11 protein-coding genes are annotated in these 14076 nt (G+C 67.8%); 5 read left to right on the forward strand and 6 right to left on the reverse strand.

Features of this window, described 5'->3' with window-relative positions; translation table 11 throughout:
* Positions 1-302 precede the first annotated feature (302 nt).
* Positions 303-3098, forward strand: coding sequence for an AAA domain-containing protein (locus ACFVU3_RS06845; RefSeq protein WP_390064335.1), 2796 nt, complete (start codon positions 303-305; stop codon positions 3096-3098).
* 76 nt (positions 3099-3174) lie between these two features.
* Here the strand turns inward: ACFVU3_RS06845 and ACFVU3_RS06850 are convergent, their stop codons facing one another.
* On the reverse strand, positions 3175-3330 hold the full coding sequence (locus ACFVU3_RS06850) for a hypothetical protein (RefSeq protein WP_390064337.1): 156 nt from the start codon (positions 3328-3330) through the stop codon (positions 3175-3177).
* Positions 3331-3428: 98 nt separating this feature from the next.
* On the opposite strand from ACFVU3_RS06850, the gene ACFVU3_RS06855 reads away from it, so the two are divergent.
* Positions 3429-3557: a hypothetical protein gene (locus tag ACFVU3_RS06855; RefSeq protein ID WP_390064339.1), complete on the forward strand. Its 129-nt coding sequence runs from the start codon at positions 3429-3431 to the stop codon at positions 3555-3557.
* A 181-nt stretch (positions 3558-3738) separates the two neighbouring features.
* Here ACFVU3_RS06855 and ACFVU3_RS06860 read toward each other — a convergent pair whose 3' ends face one another.
* The 3 genes from ACFVU3_RS06860 to ACFVU3_RS06870 form a co-directional block, all read right to left on the reverse strand.
* On the reverse strand, positions 3739-4095 hold the full coding sequence (locus ACFVU3_RS06860; protein ID WP_390064340.1) for a hypothetical protein: 357 nt from the start codon (positions 4093-4095) through the stop codon (positions 3739-3741).
* Positions 4096-4259: 164 nt separating this feature from the next.
* On the reverse strand, positions 4260-5705 hold the full coding sequence (locus ACFVU3_RS06865; RefSeq protein ID WP_390064342.1) for a hypothetical protein: 1446 nt from the start codon (positions 5703-5705) through the stop codon (positions 4260-4262).
* A 50-nt stretch (positions 5706-5755) separates the two neighbouring features.
* The gene (locus ACFVU3_RS06870) at positions 5756-6196 is read right to left on the reverse strand and encodes a hypothetical protein (RefSeq protein ID WP_390064343.1); all 441 of its coding nucleotides are present in this window, start codon (positions 6194-6196) and stop codon (positions 5756-5758) included.
* A 371-nt stretch (positions 6197-6567) separates the two neighbouring features.
* Between ACFVU3_RS06870 and ACFVU3_RS06875 the strand changes: the two genes are divergently transcribed.
* Positions 6568-7125 (forward strand): hypothetical protein, encoded by a 558-nt coding sequence (locus ACFVU3_RS06875; protein ID WP_390064344.1) that lies wholly within the window; start codon positions 6568-6570, stop codon positions 7123-7125.
* Positions 7126-7280: 155 nt separating this feature from the next.
* On the opposite strand, the gene ACFVU3_RS06880 is transcribed toward ACFVU3_RS06875, so the two are convergent.
* Positions 7281-7697: an ATP-binding protein gene (locus ACFVU3_RS06880; protein WP_390064346.1), complete on the reverse strand. Its 417-nt coding sequence runs from the start codon at positions 7695-7697 to the stop codon at positions 7281-7283.
* 213 nt (positions 7698-7910) lie between these two features.
* Between ACFVU3_RS06880 and ACFVU3_RS06885 the strand changes: the two genes are divergently transcribed.
* Both ACFVU3_RS06885 and ACFVU3_RS06890 read left to right on the forward strand, forming a co-directional pair.
* The gene (locus ACFVU3_RS06885) at positions 7911-8750 is read left to right on the forward strand and encodes a helix-turn-helix domain-containing protein (protein WP_390064348.1); all 840 of its coding nucleotides are present in this window, start codon (positions 7911-7913) and stop codon (positions 8748-8750) included.
* Positions 8747-8950 (forward strand): DUF397 domain-containing protein, encoded by a 204-nt coding sequence (locus ACFVU3_RS06890; protein ID WP_390064349.1) that lies wholly within the window; start codon positions 8747-8749, stop codon positions 8948-8950. Before ACFVU3_RS06885 ends, ACFVU3_RS06890 begins: the two co-directional genes overlap by 4 nt.
* Before the next feature lie 55 nt (positions 8951-9005).
* Here ACFVU3_RS06890 and ACFVU3_RS06895 read toward each other — a convergent pair whose 3' ends face one another.
* Positions 9006-14075: a class I SAM-dependent DNA methyltransferase gene (locus ACFVU3_RS06895; RefSeq protein ID WP_390064350.1), complete on the reverse strand. Its 5070-nt coding sequence runs from the start codon at positions 14073-14075 to the stop codon at positions 9006-9008.
* Position 14076: the final 1 nt, after the last annotated feature.

Raw genomic sequence — 14076 nt, forward strand, 5'->3', positions numbered from 1 at the left:
ATGGTGGGGGAGCGGTGCACATGACCGGGGCGGGACGTCCTTATCCTGTCGAGGAGCTTCTGACGGCGGTGAACGCCGAGATCCTCGCCGAACTCCGGAACGACGCCGAGGGCGCACCAAAGGCTGATCTCTCCAAGGGGCGGCTTCTCTCGCACTCCGGAGGGATGCGCGAGTACCTCTTCGAGTGCCGCACGTGGCAAGACAGCCTGGACGGTGCTCCCGTCCTCGCCCGGCCGTCCCGTTCCCGGAAGGCGTGGGACCCGGCTGAGGCATCTCGCGCTCCGGACGGGACCGTACGGCTCGTGACGAAAGCCGACCTCGGGGCCTCGCCCCAGAACATCCAGATCCGGAAGGACGACTCCGCGAACTGGGCCGCTCTGGCCGAGCGCCTGGAGACGGCCGGCAGCCAGGACAGCCCCATCGACGCGGACCACGCGGGCTGGCTGGTCGGCCGGGGTACCCCGCGCACCGGCCGTGCCGAGAACCCGGGACAGTGGGTGGCGAACTGGGCCGGGCTCCAGCTGAACCCGCGTCAGCGTGACGCCGTCGCGCAGGCCCTCGCCAGTGAGGTGCTGTTCCTGTGGGGGCCGCCCGGCACCGGAAAGACGGATGTCGTCGGCCACATCGTCGAGGGCAGCTTCCGCCAGGGACTCAAGGTCCTCTTCCTGGCCCCCACGAACGTCGCGGTGGACCAGGCCCTGGAACGGATGTGCTCCCTGCTGGAGCACGAGGAGGGCTTCGCCGAGGGAATCGTCCAGCGGGCCGGGCCCATCGTCCTGCCGTCGCTGCGCAGCCGCTACGGAGACCAGGTCGACCCGGCCCGGATCGCCGCCCTGCTCGTGGAGAGCATCGACCGGCAGATCAGCACGGCGACCGACCAGCTCAAGGGAGCGAGGGCGGCGCTGGCCCTGCACGACCGTGTCCGGGACCTGGAGACGGACCTGGCCGCCGGCACGAAGGAGATGGCCGAAGCCGGCCGTGACCACGCCACCGCAGCTCGATCGGTGGCGGCCGCGGACACCCTGGCAGCGCAGTTGCGGCAGAAGATGGAGAAGGTGGGGCCACCGGCCGGATTCCTCGCGGAGCGCAGAGCGGCGAAACTGCGCGAGCTCCGGTTCGACCTGGCGCATGAGGAGGACGAGGCGACGCGGGCCAGACAGGACGTCGCGCGCGCGGCCCGTCGCCACACGGCGGGCGAGAAGCAGGCGGCCGAGGCCCGCCGAGCCCTCTCCGCGGCCAAGGCCGCCGTCGTAGGGATTCCGCCCAGACAGACCGTCGCCGAGTCCGCCGCCTCTCTCCAGGCGAGACTTGACGAACTCGGGCGGAAACGCAAGCAGATCCAGGATGAGGTTCGCTCCCACTGCCGGGTGCTCGGAGCGACCGTGGCCAAGGCCGTCCAGTCGAGGAAGCTGCTCGACGAGATCGATGTCGTGGTGATCGACGAGGCCGGGATGGTCAACCTGCCGTCTGCATGGTTCGCCGCCGGTCTCGCCCGCAAGCGGGTGATCGTGGCAGGCGACTTCCGGCAGCTGCCCGCCGTGACCAAGGGCGACGGTGACCGGGAGGCGAGCGAGGAGGAGCGCGCCCACTCCCGCGAGTGGACGGCGCGGGACGCCTTCCACGCCGCCGGCCTGGTCGATCCCTCCGGTCGGGTACGCCAGGACCCTCGCCTGGTGGCGCTCGACACCCAGTACCGGATGCGGGAGCCGATCTGCGCGGTCGTCAACGAGGTGGCGTACCCCGACGCACCGCTCAGGACCGGGCGCGGCGACACCAGCCGGCTCCCGTTCGCACCGCTCATCGACTCCCCGGTGATCCTGATCGACACCTCCGGCCGCCGGATCCCCGGCGGCGGCCGCAAGCCCCACATGACGAACGCCGTCCACGCCGCCGTCATCCATGAACTGGTCCGAGGGCTCCAGTACGAGGGAATCCTGCCCGGCCGCAAGTGGCAGGACGTCCCGGAGGGGGAACGGGCGACCGACCGGCTCGCCGTCATCTCCCCGTACAGGGAGCAGGTCAAGGAGCTCAAGAGCAGCCTGGCCCACCGGTTCGGGGAGGACTACGACGGCCTCGTCGACACCGTCCACCGCTTCCAGGGCAGCCAGCGCCCCGTCGTGCTCCTCGACACGGTGGCGGGCGCAGGAAAGGACCCCGGCTTCTTCTACAGCGGAACGGGTCTGTCCTCGCAGACCTGCCGCCTCCTGAACGTCGCCCTCAGCCGGGCCCAGGACCACCTGGTCGTCGTGGCGGACGTCGCCTTCCTGCGCAAGCACCTGGCCCCGCACAGCGAGGCACTCGCGATGGTCGACCATCTGGAGGCGCACGCGCAGACCATCTCCGCCGACCAGCTGATCCCGATCCGCGACGCGGATCAGCTGGCCACGCTGTCGGAGGAGGAGCTGGCACGGCCGGCCTTCTTCGAGCACAGCGAAGTCCTGGAGGCAGTGGCGTGGGACGTAGAGCGGGCGCAGCGCGGCATCGAGCTGTACTCGGCGTTCATGGACCCGTCTCCGGTCCGCTGGTGGGCCGGGATGCTCGCGCCCAAGGTGGCTGCCGGGCTCCGGGTCACGGTCTTTACCCGCCCGCCGGAGGAGCAGCAGGAACCCACCCGCGTGGCACGGCACCGGGAGCTCGTCGGGCAGCTTGAGGCCGTCGGCTGCCGGGTCGAGTTCCGTGACCGCATGCACGAGAAGGTCCTCATCCTGGACGGTGCGGTCCTGTGGCACGGCTCGAAGAACCTGCTCGCGAACATCGGGCCGACGGACCTGATGATGCGCTACACCGACCCCGCCTCCTGCGACCGCGTACGGCGGCTGATGGAGCGCACGCGCATGGAACGTCCGGCGCGCGCACCATGGCGTCCTGCCGAGGAGACCGCACCGGTGCCCCAGGTGCCTGCCCCGCGAGCCGAGGCGCCGACCGGCAAGGTGTACCCGGGGCTGATTCGGGACGGTCGCCTGTATCTCAAAGTCCCGTACGCGGAGAAGGACGAGGCGAAGAGCCTGCTGAGGGCCAGGTGGGACAAGGAAGCGGGGCACTGGTGGGTCGATGCGTCGCGGGTCAGCCGGGAACAGGCCGCGCGCTGGCTGCCGTAGTCGCCGCTACCGGGCGCTACGCGGTACCCCGGCCGTCAGGCGTTTGCGGCCGATGTAGCCGATGCGTACGGCCCTCCTAGGTGACCACCCTCAGATGGATGCGTCCGGGCCTCGGCCGGAACCGGGTGTGGAGGCTGAACAGCCGCTTGGTCCCGTCGGTGTCGGTGAAGTTGCACAGTCCGAGGTTGATCCGGGTGTCACTCCTACTTCGGGGTGGAACCGGAGTGGACATGCGTCGAGCCGACGGTTCCCGCGGCGAAACTCGGCAGCCGGGGTGGTGTTCTGAAGCCCGAGCGACCGTACCTGTCGTTCGGGGAGGCCGGAGGAACGGTGTCGCTCTGGAACGAGCCGACGGGCACGGCGCTCCAGATGCCCGCCGAGCAGGTACGCCTGGTTCCCGCGGCCGACGGCCGGGTCCGGTGCACCTTCTCGTACGAGCGCGTGCCGAAGGACGACTGACCTCTATCAGCCCAGGGAACCCTGGTCGGGCTCGAAGAACGACATCTGGTCCTCGACCAGGGGCTGCCTCGACGTGCCGACGCCCGGGGGAGAGGCTCGCGTCTCGGCCGATGGCGACGGGGACTCCTCCCCGCGGCGCGTTCCGTGACGGATCTGTCGAGCGTTCGCGGCACCGGGCAGGTCAGTACGCCGCCAGGTAGACCCGCACGCGATCCCCCGAAACCGCGCCGATGTGGATCTCGATGCCTTGGATATGGCGGCGCCTTGAGTCGCCGACGCAGGGCGGACACGCACTTGTCGTCCGAACGTTCTTGAGCTCTTGCGGCGGAGCGAGATCGAGGTGCTTGAACCCCTCCCCACTCAACGACGAGGACGACGGACCTTCCACGGTCAGCGGGTCGTCAGGGTGCAGGTCCTCGGTGATCGCCTCCGCGGTCTGCTCGCTCGTGACGAAGGACAGCAGGTAGACGTTCTCCTGCGGCTGGATCCGTACGGCACCCTTCACCTCCGTCGCCCCCTGGGGGATCTGGATCTTCATGAACGCCGCTGCCTCCGGGGCGCCCGCTCCCTTCTCCCAACTGGGGGAGGGAGCCGTGCGCGTCACGTGGTCCGAGGACGCGGACGTACAGCCGCCAAGTGTCAGCCCTGCGGCGAGAGCGGCCGCCGGGACCAGCGGGAGGGCTCTTGAGGTGCGGCGGGACTTCATCGGTTCTTCTCCTCGCCACGGGACACGTCGCCCCGGGTGCCTTCGCGTCCCTGGTCCTGGGGAGCGATGGTCGGGGGTGTGGAGCCGTCGAGATCGTGGTGGTGGGTGGAGCTGCCACCCTGCATGTCGAATTCCCGGCCGAAGCCGACCTTGTGCAAACGGCCCATGTCGTCGTCCGAGATGTTGACGAGGCCGTCGAGGAAGGGTGTGGACTTGCCGGGGTCCCAGTTGTAGCGGTCCCAGACGTTGACCTGGTAGTCGAGTGAGACCCTGGGGGCGCCGCCGTGGGTGTCCGGGGTGACGGTGACGAACCCGGAGACGTTGTGTGCGTTGGAGCCCACCGCGTGGAACCACTCGTCGCTGCCCAGGGTGCTGTGCCTGGTCCGGCTCTCGACCGGGACGACCACGGTCTCGGTGCCCCCGGCCTTGTGGAATTCCTCCAGTGCCTGTCGTCGCCAGGCATCTTGGTTCCGGGCGACATGCTGGTCCTGGATCTCCGACCGGAAGCCGAGGTCGTCGGCCAGTATCCGGTCCACGTCCAGGTCGAGGGTTTCGCCGGTGCCCCGCAGGTAGTGCAGCATGTTGCGGGAGGCTCCGGTCTGTCCGATGGCGTCGCCGGCCGTCGCGATGCCCAGGGCTCGCGCGTGGAACCACAGGTCCTCGGGAGTGGGTTCTTCCGTGTCGAACCGGCCGGAGCCGGGGTCGGGGGAGCGCCACTGGTACCGCGGGTCCATGACGCCGGCCGCTCGGAGTTCGTCGCCCTTCTCCTTCAGCAGGATGCCACGGGTGACCGGGTCGAGGCTCTGCCACCAGGCGGGGACGTCCTTGCGGTCCTTGGGCATGTTGGCGGCCTTGCCGGCCTCCTCCAGGGAGGGGTAGGGGCTGGCCTGGGGGTTCCGGTTGAAGCCGTTGAAGGTGCCGTCCATGGGGTCGGAGTCGAGGACGGCGGCGTCGAGGGCGAGGCGGATGCCGTCGTCGGCGTCGGTGACCGCCTTGACCGCCTGGACGAGCTTTTCGGCCCACTCGTTCGCCTGGGTACGGGCGGTCTGCTGGAAGTCGGGGTCGTGGACGTAGGCCGTGCGCTCGGTCTGGGTGAGCCGTTCCGTGTCGAAGGCGACCGTGCCCTGGTCGGAGACGCGCATGCCGGCCTTGACGGCGTCGTCACGGATCGCCTTGAGCCGGTTGCGGAGGTCGGTGAGCTGGGTGTGCGCGTCACGCAGGACGCGCGCGACCGCCTTTGCCTCCTTCTGCGCTCCTTGCAGTTCCTTGAGCGTGACGGTGAACCTGGCGTTTGCGGCGTTCGCACTCAGCCCGATCCAGGACTCGCCGAGCGAGACACCGTGGACGTCCTTCTCGTATCGGTCCTCGAGCGCCTTGAACTTGGCGGCCATCTCCTCCCACGTGCCCGCGGCGGCGGTCAGCGTGGACAGGTCGGTGCTCATGGCTTCGTGATAGGTCGGCATGACTCCCCTGAGACCGGTCTGGCGGCCCGTCAGATGCCTTGGATCCGCGACTGGTGGGCCAGTCGCGCGGCGATGTCGAGTTCGTTGTTCTGCATGCTGATGCCGGTCGCGCTGAGGGCCTGCTTCTCCGAGGACAGGCGTCCGAGCAGCATCTTGACCTGCTTCTCCCACGTCTCGTGGGCTCGCTTCAGCGCGCCGGAGGTGTCCCACCCGTGGCCGTCCTTCGCCCCGAACGCCCTGGCCGCGTCCTTCGTGGTCTCGGCCGCGTGCTTGCCGTCCCTCGTGACCCCCGGCTCCAGGTCGTCGTCGATCGCCTTCGCCGCCGCCTTCTTGGCCGCTGGGCTGGAGGCCAGGTCCGGCTTGCCGGCACCGCCACCTCCCGCCGCCGGAGCGAGCTGGTTCAGCCGCATCGACGCGGACGGCCCGGCTGCCGCGCCCGCCTTAATCTGCTCCCATTCGTCCCAAGCCATGCTTCTCCCCCGTTGATGGTCCCTCAAATAACTTACGGAACGGTGGCCGCGTACAGTAAGTGACATCGGGTCAGAGGGTGTTGGAGTGGCTGAATTGTGCTCCGGCAGGTGTGCACTCCTCAATGTGCGCGGGAGCAGGCGAGCGGCTCTTGTTCGCACGGGGAGCGGCCGCCGGGTCTGGAGCGGATATCCAGGTACGGGCCTGGAACCGGATCCGGCCACCCTGAGTGGCCGCCGGATCCGGAACTGAGCGGTCGGCCCCGGCGTCGGGTGGCGCCTGGCTAGGGTGATCAACGCCGTCGCGCCCACGGCGTGGTCCTTCGATCCCCCAAGGAGAAACAGTGCGTCCGCAGTCGCGAATGTGGCCTCTGGTGCCGCTGGCCGTTCTGGCGTCGGCGTGTGCCGCGTCCGATCAGCAGCCGGCCGCGTCCGCGAAGGCGGACGCCGGGCAACACGTGGCCGTGGCGCCGATCAACACCAGCGGAGTGACCGAGAACTCCGTCTGCGAAGCCAGCCTCACCGAGGCGCAGCAGAAGGCCATCGGCGTGTGGGACGCGAAGCCGATGTCCGGTAAGGGCGAATTCAGCTGCTACTTCTCCATGACTCCGGACGAGAACAACCCGGCCGGCTACGTGGTCTCCGTCTTCAAGAACGAGGATGCCCTGCTGGAGACCGCCGACGGCACGGACCCCAGCCCCACGAAGGCCGTGCCGATCACCGTGAAGGGACGTGGTGCGGCCCGCCAGGTCATGTACGGCGACGACTGGCGGGCTTCGCTCACGGTGGACATCGGGGCCGGTCAGTTCCTTTTCGTCGAGAGGTACTCGCCGCCTCACGTGGTGTCCGAACCGGACCTCAACGCTCAGGCACACAAGGTGGCCGAGCAGGTGTTGGCGAATCTGGAGAAAGGCGGCGCCAAGGGGGTGTGACGGCTGGTGCTCACGGTTGTCAGCGACACGAGGTGTCACGCGTGAGGGGACGGCACTCGCCGCCGACGACCGGAATGAACCGGGCGGGTCCGTCACGGTACTCGGCCATCCGGGCCGCATGCTCGGTGCGGATCAGTTCCTCCGCGGCGGAGGAATCACACGCCGGCGTGAGCGCTGAACTCTGCCCAGACGGTCTTGCCGGGGGCGGCGATGCGGGGTGTGGTGCCCCAGCGGGTGGCGAGGGCGGCCACGAGGAGCAGGCCACGGCCGGATTCGGCGTCTGGCGCGGAGGTGGTGAGGGCGGGCATCCGCTCGGTGCGGGTGTCGGTGACCTCGATACGGATGCTCGTGGGGCCGGTGTCGGCGTCGGCGGGCGCGTCGACGGTGAGGCGGAGACGGAAGTCCCGGACGGGGACGTGGCCGTGGCGTACGGCGTTCGCGGTGAGCTCGGCGGCGAGGAGGGTGACGGTGTCGTTGGCGGTCGCGCTGTACGGGTGGCCCCACTCGTGGAGGCGGTGCGAGACGAGACGCCGGGCGAGCCGTGCGCCGCGTGGGGTGGATGTGAAACGCATGTCGAACTCCCGCGCGGGGGCTTTGAATTCGCGCGCGGACTGGGTGGGGTGAGTTGTGGATTCCATGCGGCCAACGGTGGCGTTGCGTGAGTAACGTTGACCAGGAGTGACGCGCGGACGGGTACGGGCTGTACGCGTCGGTGCGGAGGGTGTCGGCGGTACGGGGCGTGACCGGCGGGACGGCCGGGGCGTTGGGTGCGGGAGGCGCGGATCATGGACGAGCGTGAAGTGGAAGCCGGGTACGAGGCCGAGCAGGGGGCGGCGGGCATCCTCCAGGTCTTCGGGCGGCAGTTGAAGCGGTTCCGGGAGTGGGCGGAGCTGGAGCGGCCGGAGTTCGCGGCGATGGCGGGGTACTCGGCGTCGACGATCGCGGCGTACGAGCAGGGGCGGCGGATCCCGCCGGCGAAGTTCATCGACCAGGCGGACGAGCTGCTCGGGGCGCGCGGCATCCTGAAGGAGATGAAGGAGGAGGTCGCGCGGGCCCAGTACCCGGCGTTCTTCCGGGGCGCGGCAAAGCTGGAGAAAGAGGCCGTGGAACTGCACGTGTTTGCGACGAAGGCCATTCCGGGGCTGTTGCAGACCGAGGAGTACGCACGCGCGGTCTGTGCCATGTGGCGGCCGTTGCTGTCTGAGGAGACCGCCGAGCAGCGGGTGACGGCGCGCCTGGCTCGACAGACGATCTTTGCGCGAATGCCGCTGCCCACTATCAGCTTCGTCATCGAGGAGTCGCTCCTGCGCCGCCCGTTCGGAGGACGGGCTGTCATGCGCGGTCAGCTGGAGCAGATCCTCCTCTGTGGGCAGCGGCGCAATGTCGAAATCCAGGTGATGCCGACCGAGGTGGAGGAGCACGCTGGTCTTGAAGGCCCCTTCACCTTGATCGAAACGCGAGAGGGGCGGAGGATCGCCTACGTGGAGGGGTACAAGGACAGCCGTCTGTACACAGAGCGGAAGCCGGTCCGAGAGCTTGAGGAGCAGTACGGCATCCTCAGGGCTCAGGCACTCACTCCGCGCGAGACGCTGGCCCTCATCGAGAAGCTGCTGGGAGACGCATGAACACTGAAGAGCCTGCCGGGACGGTACCTGAGCCGGCCTGGTTCAAGAGCAGTTACAGCACCGGATCGGGCGGCGAGTGTGTGGAGGTGGCGAACGTCGTTGGTTCGACCCACGTCCGCGACTCGAAGAACAAGGCCGGGGCTGTGCTGAGCTTCGACGCGGAGCAGTGGGCGACGTTCGTCGCCTTCGCGTCGCACTGACCTGTACGGCAACGCGGGCCGCGTCAACCTCGGTTGGCGCGGCCCGTTCGTCTTCCTACGCGTCACCCTTCACGGGCGGCGTCCACCGGCCGGCGGCGATCTCCGCGTCGAGCCGAGCGGAGAAGTGCGCGTGCGCTGCCCGCATCTCGGTCTCCCGGTCAGCCTTGTAGAAGGGTGCGGTGTACCCCTCGGGGGGCGGGACGGTGGCCGGGCTGTCCAGGTGATCGAGGAGAGCCAGGTATGTCTCCTTGGTCTGGCCGTAGCCATATGAGAATGAATCACGCGAGATCTTACGGCCGTTGGCGTCGAAGTACATTTCTGATCCGCGTTCGGAAAGCAACGGATACCGAGATTTGTAGATTGCGACGAGTTGATCTGAAGCGATCCCAAGCCAGACAGATACGAGTGCGTCCAGCTCGACAAGCGCGGCGCGGCGCTCGTACTCGCTTCGCAGGGGGGTGTCGTAACGCCAGTCGGCGGCGAGATGTTCGGCGAGTGGCTTGAGGTTAGGCCAGCTCTGAGTCCACCCTTCGTATCCTGGCCACGTGGGGTGGCACAGCTCCTGCCAGAGTGGCGCGTAGGCGTTGGTGAGGCAATTCAACCGAAGCGTACGCAGGAGGAGAGGGTGGGCGAGCGGGTGCTCTGGAGTGGCTGCGGGCAATTTATGTGCGGTTCCGACATCGAGGTGACCGCGCCCCGTGATGCGCAGCAGGTAATCCATCGGGAGTGATGCCCAGAAGCCACATTGGAGAGCGGTCGTTAGGTTGCTTTGCACAAACATTGAGCGTACTGCGTGAATGTGATTGGGGCCTGGCGGGATAATGGCGGCAAAAAGGCTGCGCTCATTGCTTGGCGGGATCATCTCCCGCCAAGCGAGTCGGAAGTACTCGGTGAATGGCCTCCCCTGCCACTTGTCTTGCGCGGCAATATATTCGACTTCCGTTTCGCATCGCACATAGTTCGTCCGCATTTTGGCGGTCTCGCTCAGGGTTGTGAGGTCCCAGGGGGCGTAGTCGTTTCGATGGAGGCATGGCAGATTTGGCTGCTTTTCGAACGGTGTTGCGATGCCGAAGTGGGGGCCCTGCAGGATTACGTCACTGAGTGAGCGTGGGGCCGATGTATCCCATGTGATGCGACCATCCTTCTTCCCGGTCGCCTCGTCGATCCCCCGGCTGATGTAGGGATCCTCTGATCCGAGCCGCAGAGGTGCGGTCGATAGCGATTCGATTGCCCCCTGTTCGTTGCGCGTGATTGGGTAGAGCAAGGGTGTCTGATTCGTCGGAACGGTATCGTCACCTGATAGGCGATTCCATGATTCGAGGATCTCGCCATCGATCATCAAAATTCGCGACTCGTGAGGTCGGAAGTCCCAATGTCCTCGGTGTTTAATTCCGGGCGTTTCTCCGGATCCGTCGTGTTGTAGCGATTCGATGATGGTGGATGGGGTCATAATCCAGCTCATGTTCCTGAATGCTGGACTGTTTGATTCTTCTCCATAGACGTGCACACCGAACTGTGCGCTGTCATTGACTTCGCTAAACAGTAGGAGCTTATTGATGAAATGGGCGTGGAATCTCAGATGAGAGTACGTTGCAGCGCGAAGAGCACCCTCTTTCGTGCCGGCGAAGTGGCTGTCTGGGTGGATGAGGCCGGTGACCCCCTGAGGGGAGAGTGACTGCCAAGTGCGGCACATAAACGCCCTGTAGAGATCGGGCTGTGTCCCTGCGAGTAGAGGGTAGGTAGTGGCGTCACCTAGCATCGCCACTGTCCCGGTATTCATGGTCAATTCACGGAGGAGGTACCTAGTTGTGTGAGAGGTGCTGTCGCCAAGGGTTTCCTGCTTCCGTAGCTGCCACTCGGCTGGGCTCGGCTTCTGCGACAGAACGAACCATGGCTCCAATTCTGCGAGGACCACGTCCTCCTGCCACCTGGGACGGACCCACGGAGGGTTGCCCACCTGCAGGTCGTAGCCTCCGCGCAAAAAGACCTGGGCGTATTCGAGTTCCCAGTGGAAGAAGCCCTGCTGGGCCGCGATGCTCTCGGCTTGAGTCACCCACGGGAATCGTGGCAGCAGCCACTGGAACCGGTCCATGCCCATCAGGTCGGGGAGGGCGTTCTCGTACGGACCCAGAGCGCTGAGCGACTCGAACTCGGCGATCAGAGACTTCGAGGGCACATCCTGCGTCCCCAGCAACGACTCCGCGAAGTCCAGCCAGTCGTCCAGGTTCGCCAGCGGGATCACCGCGCGCCGCTTCTCCGCAATGGACTCCTTGCGGCGGCCCATCCGCCGCTTGGCCACGTCCTCCTGCGTCAGAGAAAGCTGCTTGGCCTCCATACCGAAACCGGGCAGGGCCTCCTCCTCCCAGGACATCAGGACGCCGGCGTCCTCGTCCTCCGCTCCCGAGACGGCCACCTCATACGCAGCCGACTGCTCCGCCAGCTCCACCGCCTGCCGGTACCGGCCGTTCGTACCATCCAGCAGCGACGCCTCCTGGACCGGCCAGAACCACAGCGCGCACCACGCGTCCATCAGCGTCTTCAGCCGCCAGTACGGGGTGTCCACCGCCTCAAGGTCCGCCAGGACCTCCTCGCGCTGGACCGCCTCCACCGGCTGCCGCAGCCACTCCTGCTCCGCACCCCAGACGTCGATCTTGCGGCTGATGTCCCGCTCAGAGATCTCCAGACGACGCACCACCAGCTGCCACAGGTACTCCGCCCGACGCGCGAGCCCCTGGAGCCGGGCCGTCTGCTTCGCGCTCGGCGACTTCGTGATCGCCTTGCGCCAGGCACCCAGCGCCTTCGCCTCGTCCGGGGCCAGCGCCTTTGCCTCCTTCTCGGCCGCGACCGCGCCCCACTCCTTCGCCGGGAGCAGGAAGTGGTGGACCGAGCCGGTCGGCAGGCCCGCCCCCGCATCCGTAAGAGGGAAGCGTTCCGGCGTGGCGCCCAGCCAACCACCCTTCTTCAGGCGCTCCGCGCCGTAGATCTCCCTACGGCCGCCGATCAGCGAGTTGCCCCGCCGCAGGTGCAGGCCGAACCACGGTGCCTCCATGCCCGGGTGCATCGTGTTCAGCCACAGCGAGACCTCGGCCAGCTCCACGGCCGTCGAGTTGAGGTCGACGCCGTACGAGTTGTGCAGCGCGATGTACGCCTTGGCCTTCTGGAGCTCCACCGGGTACTGCTCGGTGTCGATGGCCCGGCCGGTCTCGTCCTGGCGGCGGCGCAGGTACTCGGCCGCGACCTGGTTGATGGCCTCGTTGAGGAACGCGCCCGAGCCGAGGGCGGGCTCGCAGATCTTCCAGTCCAGGAGTTCCCGGGCTTCTGTGACCGTGTCGTCCTGGTCCAGGCGGTGCTGCAACGCCAGCTGGACGGTGACCTTCGTCAGGGATTCCGGCGTGTAGTACGAGGCCGAGGTCTGACGGTCGCGACCCGAGAGACGGTAGACGAACGAGCCCGGGCGGTACCGGACCCGGACGTCGGCGCCCGTCTCCTCGTCCCGGCGGCGCACAAAGACGGAGTCCGCGTACTCGTCGGCCTTCGAGGACGGGATCAGCCAGGAGCCGTCCTTCGGGTCGCCGTTCTTCGCGACCTCGTACAGTTCCTCGCCCGCGATGAATCCCGCGTACGACATCAGCCCCTCGTACACCGCGCCGAGCTGGTTGATGCCGAGCTGTGCGTACGAGATGAAGCCGCCGCGCTCGCCCTTCCTGCCCCGGGTGAGCATCAGCTTGCGCAGGACCTTGTACAGGGTCGCGTTGCGGAGGCGGGTGTCCAGGTAGCGCGGGCCCTCGTCCGAGTCGTCGTCGTGGCGGGGGTCCTTGACCGACTCCGCGCCGATGAGGCGGATCGACTCCGGCTCGAAGAGCTTCGAGTGGAGAGGCTCGAAGCGGAGACCGATGTCTTCGGACTCCTTCTCCGCCACCCCGTGCGTGCGGCGCGGCCGGTAGCCCTCCTGGACCTTGCTGAAGAGCAGGTCCAAGGACTCGTACAGGTACACGCCCTCGCGGGCCTTCTCGCCCACCAGGTCGCGTTCCGCGACGAGTTCGCCGAGACGGCCGAGGCCGTACCCCTGGTGGTACTCGGGGTAGTCGGACGGCAGGATGCCCAGTTCGGGGCGGGCCTCCGCGTACAGGAGGAAGAGGATGCGGTACAGGTAGCGGAGCGACTCGCGGGTGAGCTGCCGAGAGAGTTCGGGGAGTTCCTTCACGTCCTCCAGGTGGACGCCCTCATGGCTGGTGATCCGTTCCAGGACCTCGTTAGCGATGAGTTCGACCGACTCGCGCAGGCCGTCTCGGAGTTCGGACGAGACACCCACCGCGTGCTTCGTGGACTTGTCGACGAGTCCGGCGAGCGGGTTCTCGCCGCCCTCCTCCGGCGTACGCAGCGAGTCCGCGCCGAACAAGGCAGCCAGGGTGTCGAGTTCCTGGCCGTCCTTGGTGTTGTTGCGGTCGAGGGAGGTGTCGAGCGAGGCCGCGAGGTAGCGGCCCTCGCCCCAGGCCGCCCGGTCCGCGAGGACGATCACGCCGCCGGCGAGCAGCAGCACGTACCGGGGTGCGTCCTCGCTCGCGAAGAGGAACGAGGCAAGCTTCGAGCCCGTACGGAGGGAAGAGGACGCGTCCAGCTGTACGGGGGTGAGGAGGCGGCCGGGGCCGTCCGGGTCCAGGGCCGCGTCGGGTTCGGCAGCCCAGCCGCAGTCGACGGCCACCAGGCCGGGTTCGGCGTGCGCGACCGGGATCTCGTACGTGTGGTCGGCTCGCGACACCGTGAGGGTCTGGGGCTTGGCGTCGTAGCCGAGGGCGCGGAGTACGGAGGTGTTGAGGGAGGTCGCGCGCTCGCGCCACTCGGGCGCGTCGTACGTCGTCGCGTCGTCGTGTGCGACCGCCGCCTCCGCGAAGAAGGCGCGGGTACGGAAGTACGGGCGGCGCAGGGCGCGCAGACCCATACGAGGGGTGACCGGGAGGGCCTCCGGGTCCGGCTCCTGCTCGGAGTCCGAGGACGAGGACTTGGCCTCCTCCTCGCGGGTCTTCCAGGCCGCGAGGAGCCCGGACTTGAGGTCCTTCGGGAAGACCTCGGCCAGGTAGTGCGCGGAGAAGTAGTCACCGCGGTTGACCAGGGAGTCGTACGTCATG

Origin of the sequence: Streptomyces sp. NPDC058052 (genome assembly GCF_042885515.1) — a bacterium.
Lineage (GTDB): Bacteria > Actinomycetota > Actinomycetes > Streptomycetales > Streptomycetaceae > Streptomyces.

Coding starts and splice junctions, on each gene's coding strand:
- ACFVU3_RS06865 (WP_390064342.1), bottom strand. CDS start 5,705: ATGAGCACCGACCTGTCCACGCTGACCGCCGCCGCGGGCACGTGGGAG.
- ACFVU3_RS06880 (WP_390064346.1), bottom strand. CDS start 7,697: ATGCGTTTCACATCCACCCCACGCGGCGCACGGCTCGCCCGGCGTCTC.
- ACFVU3_RS06870 (WP_390064343.1), bottom strand. CDS start 6,196: ATGGCTTGGGACGAATGGGAGCAGATTAAGGCGGGCGCGGCAGCCGGG.
- ACFVU3_RS06850 (WP_390064337.1), bottom strand. CDS start 3,330: ATGTCCACTCCGGTTCCACCCCGAAGTAGGAGTGACACCCGGATCAAC.
- ACFVU3_RS06885 (WP_390064348.1), top strand. CDS start 7,911: ATGGACGAGCGTGAAGTGGAAGCCGGGTACGAGGCCGAGCAGGGGGCG.
- ACFVU3_RS06890 (WP_390064349.1), top strand. CDS start 8,747: ATGAACACTGAAGAGCCTGCCGGGACGGTACCTGAGCCGGCCTGGTTC.
- ACFVU3_RS06895 (WP_390064350.1), bottom strand. CDS start 14,075: ATGACGTACGACTCCCTGGTCAACCGCGGTGACTACTTCTCCGCGCAC.
- ACFVU3_RS06860 (WP_390064340.1), bottom strand. CDS start 4,095: ATGAAGATCCAGATCCCCCAGGGGGCGACGGAGGTGAAGGGTGCCGTA.